The sequence below is a fragment of the Vibrio sp. V23_P3S9T160 genome (assembly GCF_963886625.1).
Taxonomy (GTDB): Bacteria; Pseudomonadota; Gammaproteobacteria; order Enterobacterales; family Vibrionaceae; genus Vibrio; species Vibrio anguillarum.
The window spans coordinates 22200-38505 of record NZ_CAWPDB010000022.1 but is presented as its reverse complement, the minus strand read 5'-3'; the positions used below and the strand labels follow the sequence as shown (position 1 = coordinate 38505).

Sequence of the window (16306 nt, the reverse complement as noted above, 5' to 3'; positions counted from 1 at the left end):
ACAATAAAAGTGATGACGGTGCCATTCGAGCCATAACATAATGAGATGTACAAAACGGATGACTACTGAACAAGAACAGATTATTGCAGATGTAAAAACAGACACGGTGCAACCCGGTACTTTATTAAAGGCAAAGCGTGAAGCGTTGGGATTAACGCAAAAGCAAGTTGCCGATAGGTTGCGGTTACGTCTCTCTATCATTCAGAGTTTAGAAGAGAATAACTTCGCCTCGGACCAAGTGGCGACGTTTACTCGCGGTTATTTACGTTCCTATGCGAAGGCCGTCGGGATCAAAGAGTCAGTTATTTTAGCTTCCTTTGATGATTGCTATCCTACGGTTGTCGCTGAACAACCGATGCAAAGTTTTTCGAAGAAAACCAAGCGAGAGAAACACGATAGCCGTATTATGACGCTGACATGGGGTATTTTTGCCATCATTATTGGTATTTCCTCATTATGGTGGTGGCAAAACCAAGAACAAGAGAATGTTGTGGTTGAGAGTTCACCATCAATCACTTCGACATCGGTTGAGCGTTTGCGAGATGAGGATTTCACGACCGTTCCTGAATTAGTACCTACGGTTGACGAATCTCAAGTAGAAGCAGAAGCGGTGGATGCCCCTGTAGAAATCAACACTCAGGCTGCAGAACTTATCCCTTCACCTGAAGATGATACAGCCGAAGCCGACCTGAGTGCGAGCGACGATCCTGTATTGGATAAGACGCCACCGCAGGATGCAACGAATCCATACGCTCCTCTAACGCTCACATTCAGCGCAGATTGTTGGATTCAGGTGAAAGATGCAGCAGGCAAAACCCTTTCCACTGGGATTAAAAAATCAGGGCAAACCGTAACCTTGCAAGGTGAAGCTCCGTTTCAAATCATTCTTGGCGCGCCTGAAAGCGTTTCAATGACATTTGCAAGTGAACCTGTAGACCTTTCTGGGTATACTTCCGGTAAAGTCGCTCGATTCACCTTACCTTAGAAAATACTATGCAACACGAATCTCCAATTAAGCGTCGTTCATCGACGCGTATTTATGTCGGTAATGTGCCCATCGGTGATGGTGCTCCTATTGCTGTTCAATCTATGACCAACACGCGCACTACCGATGTTGCGGCAACGGTCGCCCAAATTAAAGCGTTAGAAAAAGTCGGGGCTGATATCGTACGGGTTTCAGTACCGACAATGGACGCGGCAGAAGCGTTCAAGTTGATCAAGCAGCAAGTATCCATCCCGCTGGTGGCTGACATCCATTTTGATTACCGCATTGCGTTGAAAGTCGCCGAATATGGCGTTGATTGCTTGCGTATCAACCCTGGTAACATTGGCAACGAAGAACGTATTCGCGCCGTGGTCGATTGCGCACGTGACAAGAACATACCCATTCGGATTGGCGTGAATGGTGGGTCGCTCGAAAAAGAGATCCAAATGAAATATGGTGAGCCAACACCGGCCGCTTTAGTCGAGTCAGCGATGCGTCATGTCGATATTCTTGAAAGACTCAACTTTGATCAATTTAAAGTCAGCGTTAAAGCATCGGATGTTTTTCTCGCCGTTGATTCCTACCGTCTACTGGCTAAACAGATTGCCCAACCTCTGCATCTTGGTATTACGGAAGCAGGAGGCGCAAGAGCCGGTGCAGTTAAATCGGCAGTGGGCTTAGGTATGCTGCTTGCCGAAGGCATCGGCGACACGCTGCGTATTTCACTGGCTGCGGATCCGATCGAAGAGATCAAAGTCGGCTTTGATATTCTTAAATCGCTGCGTATTCGCTCGCGAGGCATTAACTTCATCGCTTGTCCAAGCTGTTCACGTCAAGAGTTTGATGTGATCGCCACAGTCAATGCGTTAGAGCAACGTTTGGAAGATATTTTGACACCTATGGATGTCTCGATCATCGGTTGCGTGGTTAATGGCCCAGGTGAAGCTGAAGCTTCTCATCTTGGTTTGGCTGGCAGCAACAAGAAAAGTGCATTCTACGAAGACGGCGTCCGCCAGAAAGAGCGTTTTGATAACGATGATCTGGTCAGCCAACTCGAAGCGAAAATTCGCGCGAAGGCTTCTATTCTCGATGAGAAGAACCGAATCAACGTGACTCAAATCGAACAAAATTAATCTCAACGACCTTACGGTAAGTATTGTGGCAAAAACAATTCAAGCAATTCGAGGCATGAACGACTGCCTCCCAACTCAGTCTCCACTTTGGCAAAAAGTGGAAGGCACAGTGAAAAACGTGATTAGTGCATATGGCTACAATGAAGTACGTATGCCTATCGTTGAGATGACACATCTATTTAGCCGTGCGATCGGTGAAGTGACCGATGTGGTTGAAAAAGAGATGTATTCTTTTGAAGATCGCAATGGTGACAGTTTATCGCTTCGCCCAGAGGGTACCGCAGGTTGTGTCCGTTCTGGTATCGAAAATGGTTTGCTCTACAACCAAGAGCAACGTTTATGGTACATGGGGCCGATGTTCCGTCATGAACGTCCGCAAAAAGGGCGCTACCGTCAATTCCACCAATGTGGGGTTGAAGTGTTTGGCCTGGATGGCCCTGATGTTGATGCCGAGCTGATTATGATGACCGCGCGTTTGTGGCGTGAATTAGGCATCGACAAACATGTTCGTTTGGAACTGAACTCAATTGGTTCTCTTGAAGCGCGTGCCAATTACCGCACCGCTTTGATTGACTATTTAGAGCAGCATCAAGAGGTGTTGGATGACGATGCCAAACGTCGCATGTACACCAACCCACTGCGAGTACTCGATACTAAAAATCCAGATATTCAAGCGATTTTAGGTGACGCACCCAAATTGTCTGAGTATCTAGATGAAGAATCCAAGCAACATTTTGCAGGCTTATGTGAACTTCTTACTGCTGCGGGTATCGAATATCAAGTTAACGAGCGCTTGGTGCGCGGCCTAGACTACTACAACCGCACCGTATTTGAGTGGATCACTGAAAGCTTAGGTGCTCAGGGTACGGTTTGTGGCGGTGGACGTTATGATGGCTTGGTAGAACAACTGGGTGGCAAAGCGACACCGGCAGTGGGTTTTGCCATGGGGTTAGAGCGCTTAGTGCTGATGATGGAAACACTGGAACTGACCGACGTGCGTCGCAGTGTCGATGTGTACATGGTCAGTGCGGGTGAAGGCACTATGATGGCAGCAATGAAACTTGCTGAGCAGTTGCGTGAACAGGTTCCGGGGCTGCGTGTTATGAACCATTTTGGTGGTGGTAACTTCAAAAAACAATTTAAACGTGCTGATAAAGTGGGCGCTGCGGTGGCTTTGGTATTAGGCGAAGATGAAGTCGCAGAAAGCACAGTAGTTCTCAAAGATCTTATCGGTGGTGAACAAATTACGATTTCTCAAACTGAAGTCGCGAGCAAACTGACGCATCTTGTGTAAGCAAGCGCATTTGAGACATCTATTAAAGAGGACAGGAAGTGGAACTCTACGATACTGAAGAACAACAAGTTGAAGCGATAAAAGATTGGTGGAAAGAGAACGGTAAAGCCGTGATCTTTGGTGCTGTAATTGGCCTTGGTGGCTTGTTTGGTTGGCGTTACTACCAAGATAGCGTTATTGCTGCGCAAGAAGCCGCTTCTGAAAGTTATAGCAAAGCGGTAACTCAGTTAGCGGCAAAAGGCGCAGAAGCTGAGATGGTTGTTGAGAGCTTTGTTGATAGTAATAAAGGTACAGAATATGCCGTCTTAGCCGCACTACAACTTGCAAAAGTTCAAGTAGAAGCGGGTCAAATTGATGAAGCTTTAGCGCAGCTTGAATGGGCAAAAGCAAACACTAAAGATGATGCTATTCTACCGTTAGCAACCTATCGCGTGGCCCGTATTAAAGCGGAACAAGGCCAGTTTGATGCCGCCTTAGCTGATCTTACGACCATCACAGAGAAAGGGTGGGCGGGACGCATTGCGGAACTACGTGGTGATATCTCATTGCGTAAAGGCGATACGGACGCGGCTTATGCGGCATACACGGAAGCACAACAAGCTGACGATGCAAGCCAAACGCTACAGATGAAACTGGACGATCTTGCCAAATAAGGGCACAAGTTGATGAAAAAGTTGTTCAACAAAGTGCTCGTTTCTGCCGTTGTGCTTGGAGCACTTGCAGGGTGTGCTAGTGAAGAAGACACCATTATCATGGCTCCTGTGCCAATGGTAACCAGTGAATTTACGCCCACAACTCAGTGGAGCGCATCGATTGGTGATGGCGTAGGGCATTACTTCTCAAAGTTATCTCCAGAATACGCTTACGACAAAGTATTTATTGCTAGCCGTGATGGTTTGGTGAAAGCCTTAAACCCTAAAACGGGTAAAGAGCTGTGGAAAACCGATCTTGAACAAGATGGCACCATGCGTTTATCCGGCGGTATAGCGGCGGCCTATAGCCAAATTTACATTGGTAGTGAAAACGGTTTAGTTACTGCGCTTAATGAAGCTACGGGTGAGCTTGTATGGCAAGTTAAAGTCGACGGTGAAGTGCTAGCAGCTCCGGCTGCAGATGCGAATATTATCATTGTTAATACCAGTCGTGGCACTTTGGTGAGTTTAGACCAAGCGACGGGTGAGCAAAAATGGACCATCAGTACTGAAGTTCCTAATTTAACGTTGAGAGGCGACAGCAAACCTGTTGCGGTATCGGGCGGTGTTTTTTGGGGAACCTCAGGTGGCCGTCTTGCTGCCGCTATCGTTGAGCGTGGTCAGTTGATTTGGCAACAACCGATTGGCATGCCTAAAGGTGCCACTGAAATTGACCGCCTAGTCGATGTTGATGCCTCACCTATCGTGATTGGCGGCATGCTGTATGCGGTTGGTTTTAATGGCCAGTTGATCGCCATTGATCTGCGTTCGGGCAAACCAGCTTGGAAGCGGAATTACTCTTCAGCAACAGACATGGCTAGCGATGGTGGCCGATTATTTGTGGTGACCGACAAAGATCATGTGGTGGCTGTGGATGCAAGAAGCGGTACCGAACTTTGGAGCAACAAACAGCTTGAACACCGTTTGCTAACTGCGCCAGCGATTATCAATGGCTACCTTGTGCTAGGTGACAGTGAAGGGTATCTACATTGGATTGATCGCAGCAGTGGCGAATTCGTTGCCCAACAATTGGTTGATAAGAGCGGTTTTGCGGTGAGTCCTCTCGCTGTCGATGATGGTTATGTCAGCATGACCCGTAATGGCAATGTAAAGAAACTGACGATTAAAAAATAAATCGTGATATAATTCACATTCGGCTCCTGGCTGGTAACAGTTAGGGGCCGTTTTATTGAATAAATAGATGTGGTTATAGGTAAAAATTTAATGCTTGCTAGCAAGTGTTTACCTATAACTACATAAGAGAAAATATTGTAGAGGTTAGTATGGTTCCTGTTGTTGCTCTTGTTGGGCGTCCCAATGTCGGTAAATCTACGTTGTTTAACCGATTAACTCGCACTCGCGATGCGTTGGTGGCGGATTTCCCCGGTTTAACGCGTGACCGTAAATATGGCCAAGCTAAATTGGGTGAGCACGACTTCATTGTTATCGATACCGGCGGTATTGATGGTAGTGAAGAGGGTGTAGAAACGAAAATGGCTCAACAGTCATTGGCCGCGATTGATGAAGCTGATGTTGTGCTATTTATGGTTGATGGTCGCGCTGGTTTAACGGCGGCTGATGAAGTGATAGCCCAACATCTGCGTAAGATTGAAAAGCGCGCTATTTTAGTCGTGAATAAAGTGGATGGCATTGACGCTGATGCTGCAAGTGCTGAGTTTTGGCAATTGGGCGTCGATCAAATGTACCAAATTGCTGCAGCTCATGGCCGTGGTGTTGGGATCCTTATCGACCGAGCTTTGAATCCACTTGCTGAAGAAATGATCGAGCAGGCTGAAGGCGAAATCGAAGATCTAACCGACTTTGAAGATGCCGAAGAAGAAAAGTTAGATTACACCGAAGAAGAAGCCGAAGCTGAATACAAACGTCTGCAAGATCAGCCGATAAAACTGGCGATCATTGGCCGTCCGAATGTCGGTAAATCGACACTCACCAACCGCATTCTCGGTGAAGAGCGTGTTGTGGTTTACGACATGCCCGGAACGACGCGAGACTCCATCTACATCCCGATGATGCGTGATGAGCGCGAGTATGTATTGATTGATACTGCTGGCGTGCGTCGTCGTACTCGCATTAACGAAACGGTTGAAAAATTCTCGGTCGTCAAAACCTTAAAAGCAGTTGAAGATGCAAACGTTGTTCTGTTAGTCATTGACGCTCGTGAGAATATCTCAGATCAAGATCTTAGCCTGCTAGGTTTTGCACTAAACGCCGGACGTTCGATAGTGCTTGCAGTCAATAAGTGGGATGGGCTCGATAACGACGTCAAAGAACGTGTCAAGAAAGAGCTCGATCGCCGTTTAGGCTTTGTCGATTTTGCTCGTATCCACTTTATCTCTGCATTGCATGGTACGGGTGTTGGTCATCTATTTGAATCGGTTCAAGAAGCGTATAAATCGGCGACAACACGTGTTGGTACATCGGTATTGACTCGCATTCTTAAAATGGCAACCGATGATCACCAACCGCCTATGGTTCGTAGCCGCCGCGTAAAACTTAAATACGCTCACGCAGGTGGTTATAACCCGCCGATTATCGTTGTACACGGTAACTTGGTGAATGAGCTGCCAGATTCTTACAAACGTTATTTGATGAACTATTACCGTAAGTCTTTAGAAATCATGGGTACGCCTATTCGTATCCAGTTCCAAAGCAGTGATAACCCATTTGAAGGAAAAGTGAATAAGCTGACCTTATCTCAAGAGCGTAAACGTAAACGCTTAATGACGATGATGAAAGGACGCAGCAAGTAGCCTTCCTCATAACTGAAATACCCAAGTTTAGACTTGGGTATTTTTTTGCCTAAAATTTATCATTGGCGATAGAACCTCACTTAACGTGGCGGTCTGGAAATGAAGTGCAGTACCAAAATGATTGAGTGAAAAACAGAGCACGGCAACGTTGCTGCTTTGTATAAGTATCAAACAAAATGAGTAGAACATTTCGCCAAAAGATCATTTTAATATATTCTTGTTTTTTTGATTTATTAGCTATTAAATGGAATTTTGTATCGTTATAAATCCATATGCAGAATATGTAACTTATGCTTTCGGTGTGTGGTTATATAAATGTTCTTTTGAGAGTAGATCGCTGAACGGAGCAGATAAAGCAAATGATCAGGCAGAGATCTTTTATCGATCATAGCCTAATGTGTATGAGGTGGTTGGTGAGCCTAAAGGTATTGTGATAGAGATCAAAGCTGAACTCTCGATAATCCGAGACCATACGTGCCGTTTGATGAAGTGTCGGCTATCACATGCATGATCTATCTACGCAAACGAGCTATCTATTAAAACGAACGATATAAAACATCTACCAAAATCACACTATGTGAAAGATGTTATGTGAAAGACACAAAGAGAGATGGGATCAATATGCAGGAAAATCTTTGCCCTTGTTGCCAAAATCCACTGGCGTGGGATGGGCGTTACCATTGTGCTCAGTGCAAACATCACTTTAACAAAATTGGTTTTTGCCCTGAGTGTGATTCTGAGCTGGAGAAATTGCAGGCGTGTGGCGCAGCAAACTTTTTCTGTAATTCATGCAATGAGCTCAAATCAAAATCTAAGATTCGATTTGAGTTTCAAGCACAAGATTAAGTGATTAATTAACGGTAGAGAAAACTTCGCCATCCGCCACTCGCGTAATCAATTGATCGCCAGTTTTTAGATCGCAAGCGCGGTGAATCACTTTGCCTGAGCTATCTCGCGTGATCGAATAGCCTCGTTTTAGTGTCGCTAATGGGCTTACTGCGTCAAGCTTCTCTGCAGCTAGCGTTAAACGGTGTGCTGTGCGCAGGAGTTTTTTCTCCATTACGTCCAGCAATCGTTGCTCGCTTTTGGCTAGTCGATGCTGCTGCTTCGCTAAGGTTTGTACGGGAGAATGCAACTGCAGTTGATGGTATTGCTGGCCAATGTGCTCGCGCTGAGTCGAAATATAGCGCTGTATCGCCCGCTGTAGGCGCATTTCTGTGTCATCAAGTTGCTGGCTTTGACGCTGCAAGCGATAAGTGGGGTGCTGTTTCTCTAGCGCGTGAACCAAAGCGCGTAAATGATGCGCTTGTTGACTAGTGTAATAGCGCATCGCACTTTGTAGCTTGTGTTGGTATGAGGCGAAAGCTTGTCGCTTATTACTGTTGTCTCGGCTGACTAATTCTGCAGCAGCGGAGGGGGTTGGGGCACGTACGTCAGCCACAAAATCAGCAATCGTCACATCGATTTCATGCCCGACGGCACTGATAATTGGGATCTGACTAGCGGCAATTGTGCGCGCTACGATCTCGTGGTTAAAACACCATAAGTCCTCTAAAGAACCGCCACCGCGACCCACAATCAATACGTCACACTCTTGCCTCGCATTTGCTCTACCAATTGCTTGAGCAATTTGAATGGCCGCTTGTTCGCCTTGAACCAGTGTAGGATAAATGATGACGGGCAAGCTTGGATCGCGCCGCTTGAGCACATCAAGAATATCAAACAGGGCTGCGCCAGTTTTTGAAGTAATAACTCCGACGCATTGAGGATTTTCCGGCAAGGGGCACTTATTGGATTGTGCAAACAGCCCTTCTGCGGCCAACTGCATCTTCAGCTTTTCAAAATCTTGCTGGAGACGACCATCCCCTTCGGGTTGCATGCTCTCGATAATGACTTGGTAGTCACCTCTGGGTTCATAAAGAGAAAGACGCGCTTTAACAAGTACCTGCTGGCCATTTTTAGGTTTGAATGTCACAAAGCGATTATTGCCTTTGAACATCGCACATTTTACCTGCGCGCGAGAATCTTTGAGTGAGAGGTACCAATGGCCAGAAACCGGAGCGGAGAAGTTCGATATTTCACCAACGAGCCACACAATACCCATTTCATTTTCAAGTAACAGGCGTACTTCAGCATTGAGACGGGAGACAGTGTAGATGTTTTCGTTGGTCAAAGAAGGCAAGGCTAATCCCCTAGACGAGGGTATGGAAATTAGCCGCAATATAATACATATCAAGGGTCGGAATGCAAATTAAAAATGAAAAAATGAGTGGTCAAGCGATTACCTCGGGCGTATAATCCGACCGCAATATCAAATCCAAATCGATTTATCCTGTTCATTGTGTATTAGGGCAAATTGAGACAACTTGGATTTACCTTTTATTCACTCCTCTTAATTGTGAGATATTGCAAATGCTAAGAATTGCCAAAGAAGCGCTGACATTCGATGATGTTCTTCTCGTACCAGCACACTCCACCGTTCTCCCAAACACAGCCGATCTCCATACTCAGCTGACCAAAAATATCGCACTGAACATTCCGATGATCTCAGCTTCTATGGATACAGTGACAGAGGCTCGCCTTGCGATCGCTCTTGCCCAAGAGGGTGGTATTGGTTTTATCCACAAAAATATGCCCATTGAAGAGCAGGCTGAACAAGTCCGTCTTGTCAAAATTTTTGAAGCGGGTGTAGTCACTGCGCCAGTAACAGTTCGCCCTGATGCAACCATTCAAGATGTGATTGCTTTGACAGAGAAACATGGTTTTGCCGGTTTCCCTGTGGTGAGCGATCACAATGAGCTTGTCGGTATCATCACCGGCCGCGATATTCGCTTTGTTACTGATTTAACAAAAAAAGTTGAAGCAGTCATGACACCAAAAGATCGCTTAGCCACAGTTAAAGAGGGCGCATCTCGTCAGGATGTACAAGAGCGCATGCACAAAGCGCGTGTTGAAAAAGTCTTGGTAGTGAATGATGAATTCAAACTGACTGGTATGATTACCGCGAAAGATTTCCATAAAGCAGAACGCAAACCGAATGCTTGTAAAGATGAACAAGGGCGTTTGCGTGTTGGTGCGGCTGTTGGTGCCGGTGCTGGCAATGAAGAGCGCGTAAAAGCATTAGTGGAAGCGGGAGTGGATGTTCTATTGATTGACTCTTCTCATGGCCATTCAGAAGGTGTACTTAACCGTATTCGTGAAACGCGCGCCGCTTATCCTGATCTCGATATTATCGGCGGTAATGTTGCAACGGGTGCCGGTGCGAAAGCTCTAATTGACGCGGGCGTAAGCGCGGTCAAAGTCGGTATTGGCCCGGGTTCAATCTGTACAACGCGTATTGTAACGGGTGTTGGTGTACCTCAAATTACGGCGATTTCTGATGCAGCTGAAGTGGCTGATCAATACGGTATTCCTGTGATTGCTGATGGCGGTATTCGTTTTTCTGGCGATATTTGTAAAGCGATTGCTGCTGGTGCATCTTGCGTGATGGTCGGCTCCATGTTTGCTGGTACTGAAGAAGCTCCGGGTGAAGTTATTTTGTTCCAAGGCCGTTCATATAAAGCTTACCGCGGTATGGGTTCGCTGGGTGCAATGTCTCAAGGCTCTTCTGATCGTTATTTCCAATCTGACAATGCAGCTGACAAGCTTGTACCTGAAGGGATCGAAGGTCGTATCGCTTATCGAGGCCGTCTAAAAGAGATCGTTCATCAACAAATGGGTGGTTTACGCTCAAGCATGGGCTTAACTGGCTCGGCCACTATCGAAGATTTGCGCACTAAAGCCGAGTTTGTTCGTATCTCTGGTGCAGGTATGAAAGAGTCACACGTGCACGACGTTCAAATTACCAAAGAAGCGCCAAACTACCGCTTGGGTTAATGACGAACCACGAATAGCTTGAAGCTTATGGGGAGCGCGATGCTCCCCATCCACTACATTAATGATTGAGATTGACCTTAAATGACTAAAGATATCCATGACCAACGTATTCTGATCTTAGATTTCGGCTCTCAGTACACACAACTGGTTGCCCGCCGTGTTCGCGAAATCGGTGTTTATTGTGAGCTGTGGAGCTGGGATGTTGAAGAAGCGGACATCCGTGAATTCAACCCAGATGGCATTATTCTTTCTGGTGGCCCTGAAAGCGTGACTGAAGCCAACTCTCCGCGTGCGCCACAATATGTGTTTGATTCTGGCGTCCCTGTGTTTGGTGTTTGCTATGGCATGCAAACCATGGCTGAACAGTTGGGCGGAAAAGTGGCCAGTTCTGAGGAACGTGAATTTGGTTATGCAGCTGTACAGCTAATGGGTGAATCGGCCCTGTTTAGCGACCTTGAGCTAACGCAAGACGTTTGGATGAGCCACGGAGATAAAGTGGTGCAAATTCCGGCTGATTTTGTCAAAACAGCGCAAACGGAAACTTGTCCTTATGCGGCAATGGCGAATGAAGAGAAAAAATATTATGGCGTGCAGTTTCACCCAGAAGTGACGCACACCAAAAACGGTCTAAAAATGCTTGAGAATTTCGTTCTCAACGTTTGTGGTTGCGAGCGTCTATGGACGGCTGAGTCTATCATCGAAGATGCGGTTGCTCGTATTAAAGAGCAAGTCGGCGACGATGAAGTGATCCTTGGCCTATCGGGTGGTGTAGATTCGTCAGTTGTGGCGATGCTGGCTCATCGAGCGATTGGCGATAAATTAACCTGTGTATTCGTTGATAACGGCCTATTGCGTCTGAATGAAGCTCAGCAAGTAATGGATATGTTTGGCAACAAGTTTGGTTTAAACATCATTTATGTTAATGCAGAAGATCGTTTCCTCAACGCACTGCAAGGTGAGTCTGATCCGGAAGCGAAACGCAAAATCATCGGCCATGTGTTTGTTGATATCTTTGATGAAGAATCAAAGAAATTGAAAAATGCGAAATGGCTTGCGCAAGGCACGATTTACCCAGATGTGATTGAATCGGCCGCCTCTAAAACAGGTAAAGCGCACGTGATTAAATCTCACCATAACGTTGGCGGTTTGCCTGATGATATGGAAATGGGATTGGTTGAACCACTGCGTGAGCTTTTCAAAGATGAAGTACGCAAGATTGGCCTAGAGCTTGGTCTGCCTTACAACATGCTTTACCGTCATCCATTCCCAGGCCCTGGCCTTGGCGTACGCGTGTTGGGCGAAGTGAAGAAAGAGTACTGTGATTTGCTGCGCCGCGCCGATGCTATTTTCATTGAAGAGCTGCATGCCGCTGATCTGTATAACAAAGTGTCACAAGCTTTCACGGTTTTCTTACCTGTTCGTTCGGTAGGCGTTATGGGTGATGGACGTAAATACGATTGGGTTGTATCGCTACGCGCAGTGGAAACCATTGACTTTATGACAGCACATTGGGCGCACCTGCCTTATGAGTTCTTGGGTAAGGTTTCTAACCGTATCATCAATGAAGTTAATGGTATTTCTCGTGTGGTTTACGATATTTCAGGTAAGCCACCAGCCACCATTGAGTGGGAATAATTCCTCCAGAAAAGCGTACTCCTTCTGTGAGTGCCCTGTTATGATTGCTGCGAAATAGTCGGGGAGCCGATGCAGATTCTGCATCGGCTGAGATCGAAATTCGAGACCCGTCGAACCTGATTCAGTTAATACTGACGTAGGGAACTATGAGCACTTTGTCACGAGCCGAATAACAACGGCTAACCTTTGTAAATTCGATTACCGAACTTTCCAAGCCACGGTCAAAGTCAGTTCCTGTATGTCTTGTCATAGGAGCGACCATGGCACAACCAATACAGAAACACACACAAGAAACGACGCTATTAAACATACCTGTTGTACTCACTATCGCAGGGTCTGATAGCGGTGGAGGGGCAGGCATTCAAGCCGACATAAAAGCGATATCGGCAACTGGCAGTTTCGCGTGTTCCGTTATTACCGCCATTACTTCACAAAATACTCAAGGCGTCTCCGCCATTTTCCCCATTCCACTTGATCATATCGAAAGCCAGTTAGATGCCGTCTTTAGCGACTTGAAGATCGTGGCCGTTAAAATTGGCATGCTAGCCGATGCCAGTATCATCAAGATCGTTGCCAAAAAAATGCAGCAATACCAACCCAAGAGCCTTGTGATTGACCCCGTGATGGTGGCGACCAGTGGTGATTTATTACTTGAGCAATCGGCAATCAGTACATTAAAAGAAATATTGATTCCTTTGGCTGACATTATTACCCCCAATTTATTTGAGGGAGCAGTACTTACTGGCAAGCCGGTTCCTCAATCTGGAGTCGAAATGAGCGGTATGGTGGCTGATTTACGAGCGTTGGGTGCAAAGGCGGTGCTGCTAAAAGGTGGGCATTTAGAACAAGATGCAAACAGCAATGATCTTTTGATCATGCAATCTTCGTCAGAATTACTCAGTGCGAAGCGCTTTCCAACCCAAAATACCCATGGGACGGGTTGCACGCTCTCTTCCGCGATTGCTTCCTATCTTGCTCAAGGTAATAACCTGCACAAATCCGTGTATTTGGCTAAACAGTATATCTCGCAAGCTATTGGCTATGCCGATGAGCTGGATGTTGGCCAAGGTCGCGGCCCAGTTCATCACTTTTTTACTGGCCACGCTCATGTGCGCTAAGCCATTGCCGGTGCGATGATGCTTGAGAAATTTGAGGCATTGGTTGTTCACTTAACCTGATGAAAAATAGATTGAACTCTAAAAGCCTCAAGCTTTTTTGAGGCTTTTTCATATTTATCGACTTGCCTTCAAAGGGCGATGTCGCCGTACGATAATTGGTTTACATCATGATGAAACCACTCGCATTTTGACATTTAATTAATAAGTTTCACTGTCAACAATGGCTCGGCTATCCATACTATTTTCACCGTACCCACTAAGCAAAAAATAAGGGATTGATATGTTGAAAACAAAGCATTTAGCCGTGCTGATTAGCAGTGTCTTAGCCGCAAACAGTTACGCGTTAAATATCTTACCTGACCCTGAAAATTCCGCGGGTTATATTGTCTCTAAAGTAGAGCTACAAGCGGCAGAAAAAGCCAAAACAGCGGATCCTATGTATGCCATCTGGTCGAAAGCACTAGAAACGCGTTCGAATGCGATTGTTGAAGCAATAGTACCGGGTTTAAGTTCTAACCCTGAAAACGTCAAGCGTGTTGAACGAGTTTTTCCACAGTACGAGTGGGATTTCTTAACTCAAATGGCGGCTCCCGAATACACCTACACACGCTTCTTACGGGCAATTGGCAAATTCCCCGCGTTTTGTGGCGAATATACGGATGGCCGAGATTCTGACGCAATTTGTAAAAAATCCATTGTGACGGCTTTTGCCCATTTCTCACAAGAAACGGGTGGCCACATTGCGAAAGACAACGTATCTGATAACCCTAATGGGCTTGAAGAGTGGCAGCAAGCACTGGTTCATGTACGTGAAATGGGGTGGTCTGAAGGGCAAAGTGGCTATACAACCGGTTGTGGCCAAAATGATTGGCAAAATGCTCGTTGGCCGTGCGCCGCCGGGCAAGGGTATTTTGGTCGAGGCGCGAAGCAGCTCTCTTACCATTTCAACTATGGCGCTTTTTCTGAAGTGATGTTTGATGGTGATGCCAAAGTACTGCTCAATAACCCCGGATTAGTCGCTGATTCTTGGTTGAATTTAGCCTCAGCGATTTGGTTCTTCTTAACACCTCAAGCACCGAAGCCGGCAATGTTGCACGTAATTGACCGTACATGGACACCTTCGCAACGTGAAAGCGATGCTGGTATTGGCTATGGTTTTGGCACCACAATTAACGTTATCAATGGCGGCATTGAGTGTGGTGAACAGAATAAGGATAAAGGTCAACCGGTTAATCGCATTCGCTACTGGGAAGGGCTAGCGGATCATTATCAAATACCGATTGAGTCAGATGAAAAGAACACCTGTTGGCAGCAAACACCTTACGGCAGCTTAAATTTGAACGGTGCGACAGATGTGCTGTATACCAACTGGGATGGTAATTGGAAATATTACTCTGATCGGCCAGGTGGCTACTCGTTTGAATGTGAACTGGTTGGTTTCCAAACCGCGTATTCAGCCCTTGTGGCTGGTGATTACGAAAAGTGTGTGACTAACTTTTATGGCTCACATTCAAGCTGGCCACAAGTGCGTGTTGTGGATGCGATTGATCCCGGTACGCCACCAGAGCCGCCAGTGGATGGCATCGTCGGCTGGGAATCGACAAAGGTATATAACACGGGCGATAAGGTGAGCTATAAAGACGCTACTTATGAAGCTAAGTGGTGGTCACAAGGTAATGAACCCACTCAAGGTGATCCTTGGAAGCTTATTACAGGTGAACCAACAGCGCCCACAACGCCTGACCCTGTTGAGCCTCCGCCAGTCGTCAATGAGCCAGAACCGCCCGTCACGCCAGAGCCTACGCTACCAAGCAGTGATTTTTCAAACTGGGTTGCAGGGGTTACTGTTGCAAAAAATGGCGATAAAATTACGCATAATGGAAAGTGTTTTATGGCTAAAAACAACCCCGGAGTATGGGAATCACCCACGCAAAGTAACTGGTTTTGGGATGAAATAAACTGTCAATAGAGAGTAACATTTAGCAAAAGGAGAGCAGCACGATCGAATTCGGTTGCTCTGCTCTCTTTTTGAACAATTAAGTGGTTAAATTTACAATCTTAGTTTTCGTTAACGTTCTTTCCATTTTGTGTGCTACTCCACTAAAATCCGCGCGTAATTTTTATCAACATTTTTTAAGGTACTCGCGAATGTCTACTAAATTGGCCAATCCAGCGCCGCTAGGCCTAATGGGTTTTGGCATGACGACTATCCTGCTTAATATCCATAATGCAGGCTTTTTTCCTATCGACTCTATGATTTTGGCGATGGGTATTTTCTACGGTGGTTTAAGTCAAGTCATCGTGGGTATCATGTGTTTCAAACGTGGTGACACTTTTGGTACCACAGCGTTTACCTCTTACGGCCTATTTTGGCTCACATTGGTTGGCCTGATTGTCATGCCATATATGGGACTACCAGCAAGCCCTGCTCACTTTATGGGTTGGTACTTAACGTTGTGGGGCATTTTCACTGGTTTCATGTTTATCGGTTCATTGTGCTACCCACGTGCTAAACAAGTGGTATTCGGCTCACTGACCATTCTATTTGCTTTACTAGCTGCGCGTGATTTCACTGGTAGCGAACTTATCGGCACGATTGCTGGCTTTGAAGGCATCTTCTGTGGCGCAAGTGCGATTTATTTTGCAATGGCTCAAGTTCTGAATAATGAATATGGCCGTGTTATTTTACCGATTGGTGAAAAGAAAGCGCAAAACGCTGTTGTCGAAAAGTTGACGACACAAGAAATCGCAGCCTAATACGGGTTGATGAAAAAGAAAAAGGGTTAGCGTTTGCTAACCCTT

Annotated in this window: 13 protein-coding genes and 1 riboswitch; of the genes, 12 read left to right on the top strand and 1 reads right to left on the bottom strand. The window is 46.1% G+C overall.

Translation table 11 applies throughout. The features are described 5' to 3' along the window. Positions 1-40: 40 nt before the first annotated feature. The 7 genes from rodZ (at position 41) to AACU59_RS01415 (ending at position 7721) form a co-directional block, all read left to right on the top strand. Positions 41-985, top strand: a complete 945-nt coding sequence (gene rodZ / locus AACU59_RS01445) for a cytoskeleton protein RodZ (protein WP_094132401.1) — start codon at positions 41-43, stop codon at positions 983-985. Positions 986-993: 8 nt separating this feature from the next. Beyond that, positions 994-2118: a flavodoxin-dependent (E)-4-hydroxy-3-methylbut-2-enyl-diphosphate synthase gene (gene ispG / locus AACU59_RS01440; protein ID WP_010320399.1), complete on the top strand. Its 1125-nt coding sequence runs from the start codon at positions 994-996 to the stop codon at positions 2116-2118. A gap of 25 nt (positions 2119-2143) precedes the next feature. Next, entirely contained in the window at positions 2144-3412 is a 1269-nt protein-coding gene (hisS, locus tag AACU59_RS01435) for a histidine--tRNA ligase (protein WP_019282105.1), read from the top strand. Positions 3413-3450: 38 nt separating this feature from the next. Further along, on the top strand, positions 3451-4065 hold the full coding sequence (locus AACU59_RS01430; RefSeq protein WP_094128338.1) for a YfgM family protein: 615 nt from the start codon (positions 3451-3453) through the stop codon (positions 4063-4065). A gap of 12 nt (positions 4066-4077) precedes the next feature. Next, positions 4078-5238 carry an outer membrane protein assembly factor BamB gene (gene bamB / locus AACU59_RS01425; RefSeq protein WP_094145056.1) on the top strand — a complete coding sequence of 387 codons (1161 nt, stop codon included), beginning with the start codon at positions 4078-4080 and terminating at the stop codon, positions 5236-5238. A gap of 149 nt (positions 5239-5387) precedes the next feature. Then, the gene (der, locus tag AACU59_RS01420; protein ID WP_029388206.1) at positions 5388-6875 is read left to right on the top strand and encodes a ribosome biogenesis GTPase Der; all 1488 of its coding nucleotides are present in this window, start codon (positions 5388-5390) and stop codon (positions 6873-6875) included. A gap of 621 nt (positions 6876-7496) precedes the next feature. After that, positions 7497-7721 carry a zinc ribbon domain-containing protein gene (locus tag AACU59_RS01415; RefSeq protein ID WP_199871416.1) on the top strand — a complete coding sequence of 75 codons (225 nt, stop codon included), beginning with the start codon at positions 7497-7499 and terminating at the stop codon, positions 7719-7721. A 4-nt stretch (positions 7722-7725) separates the two neighbouring features. Here AACU59_RS01415 and xseA read toward each other — a convergent pair whose 3' ends face one another. Then, the gene (xseA, locus tag AACU59_RS01410; protein WP_094144564.1) at positions 7726-9057 is read right to left on the bottom strand and encodes an exodeoxyribonuclease VII large subunit; all 1332 of its coding nucleotides are present in this window, start codon (positions 9055-9057) and stop codon (positions 7726-7728) included. Positions 9058-9287: 230 nt separating this feature from the next. Here xseA and guaB point away from each other — a divergent pair, with 230 nt between their 5' ends. The 5 genes from guaB to AACU59_RS01385 all read left to right on the top strand — a co-directional run bounded on the left by guaB (position 9288) and on the right by AACU59_RS01385 (position 16261). Then, positions 9288-10751 (top strand): IMP dehydrogenase, encoded by a 1464-nt coding sequence (gene guaB / locus AACU59_RS01405; RefSeq protein WP_026028100.1) that lies wholly within the window; start codon positions 9288-9290, stop codon positions 10749-10751. A gap of 81 nt (positions 10752-10832) precedes the next feature. Then, positions 10833-12386 carry a glutamine-hydrolyzing GMP synthase gene (gene guaA, locus AACU59_RS01400; RefSeq protein WP_094125634.1) on the top strand — a complete coding sequence of 518 codons (1554 nt, stop codon included), beginning with the start codon at positions 10833-10835 and terminating at the stop codon, positions 12384-12386. Between the two features lie 49 nt (positions 12387-12435). Then, a riboswitch (TPP riboswitch) is annotated at positions 12436-12546 on the top strand. A 100-nt stretch (positions 12547-12646) separates the two neighbouring features. Beyond that, positions 12647-13504 (top strand): bifunctional hydroxymethylpyrimidine kinase/phosphomethylpyrimidine kinase, encoded by an 858-nt coding sequence (gene thiD / locus AACU59_RS01395; RefSeq protein ID WP_094125635.1) that lies wholly within the window; start codon positions 12647-12649, stop codon positions 13502-13504. A 280-nt stretch (positions 13505-13784) separates the two neighbouring features. Then, positions 13785-15473, top strand: coding sequence for a chitinase (locus AACU59_RS01390; RefSeq protein WP_094144565.1), 1689 nt, complete (start codon positions 13785-13787; stop codon positions 15471-15473). Positions 15474-15652: 179 nt separating this feature from the next. Then, positions 15653-16261, top strand: coding sequence for an acetate uptake transporter (locus AACU59_RS01385; protein ID WP_094144566.1), 609 nt, complete (start codon positions 15653-15655; stop codon positions 16259-16261). The last annotated feature ends 45 nt before the right edge of the window (positions 16262-16306 follow it).

Bases quoted from the DNA above. Each gene is read 5' to 3' on its own strand.
- rodZ (WP_094132401.1), top strand. From the start codon at position 41: ATGAGATGTACAAAACGGATGACTACTGAACAAGAACAGATTATTGCA.
- ispG (WP_010320399.1), top strand. From the start codon at position 994: ATGCAACACGAATCTCCAATTAAGCGTCGTTCATCGACGCGTATTTAT.
- bamB (WP_094145056.1), top strand. From the start codon at position 4,078: ATGAAAAAGTTGTTCAACAAAGTGCTCGTTTCTGCCGTTGTGCTTGGA.
- der (WP_029388206.1), top strand. From the start codon at position 5,388: ATGGTTCCTGTTGTTGCTCTTGTTGGGCGTCCCAATGTCGGTAAATCT.
- AACU59_RS01415 (WP_199871416.1), top strand. From the start codon at position 7,497: ATGCAGGAAAATCTTTGCCCTTGTTGCCAAAATCCACTGGCGTGGGAT.
- guaB (WP_026028100.1), top strand. From the start codon at position 9,288: ATGCTAAGAATTGCCAAAGAAGCGCTGACATTCGATGATGTTCTTCTC.
- guaA (WP_094125634.1), top strand. From the start codon at position 10,833: ATGACTAAAGATATCCATGACCAACGTATTCTGATCTTAGATTTCGGC.
- thiD (WP_094125635.1), top strand. From the start codon at position 12,647: ATGGCACAACCAATACAGAAACACACACAAGAAACGACGCTATTAAAC.
- AACU59_RS01390 (WP_094144565.1), top strand. From the start codon at position 13,785: ATGTTGAAAACAAAGCATTTAGCCGTGCTGATTAGCAGTGTCTTAGCC.
- AACU59_RS01385 (WP_094144566.1), top strand. From the start codon at position 15,653: ATGTCTACTAAATTGGCCAATCCAGCGCCGCTAGGCCTAATGGGTTTT.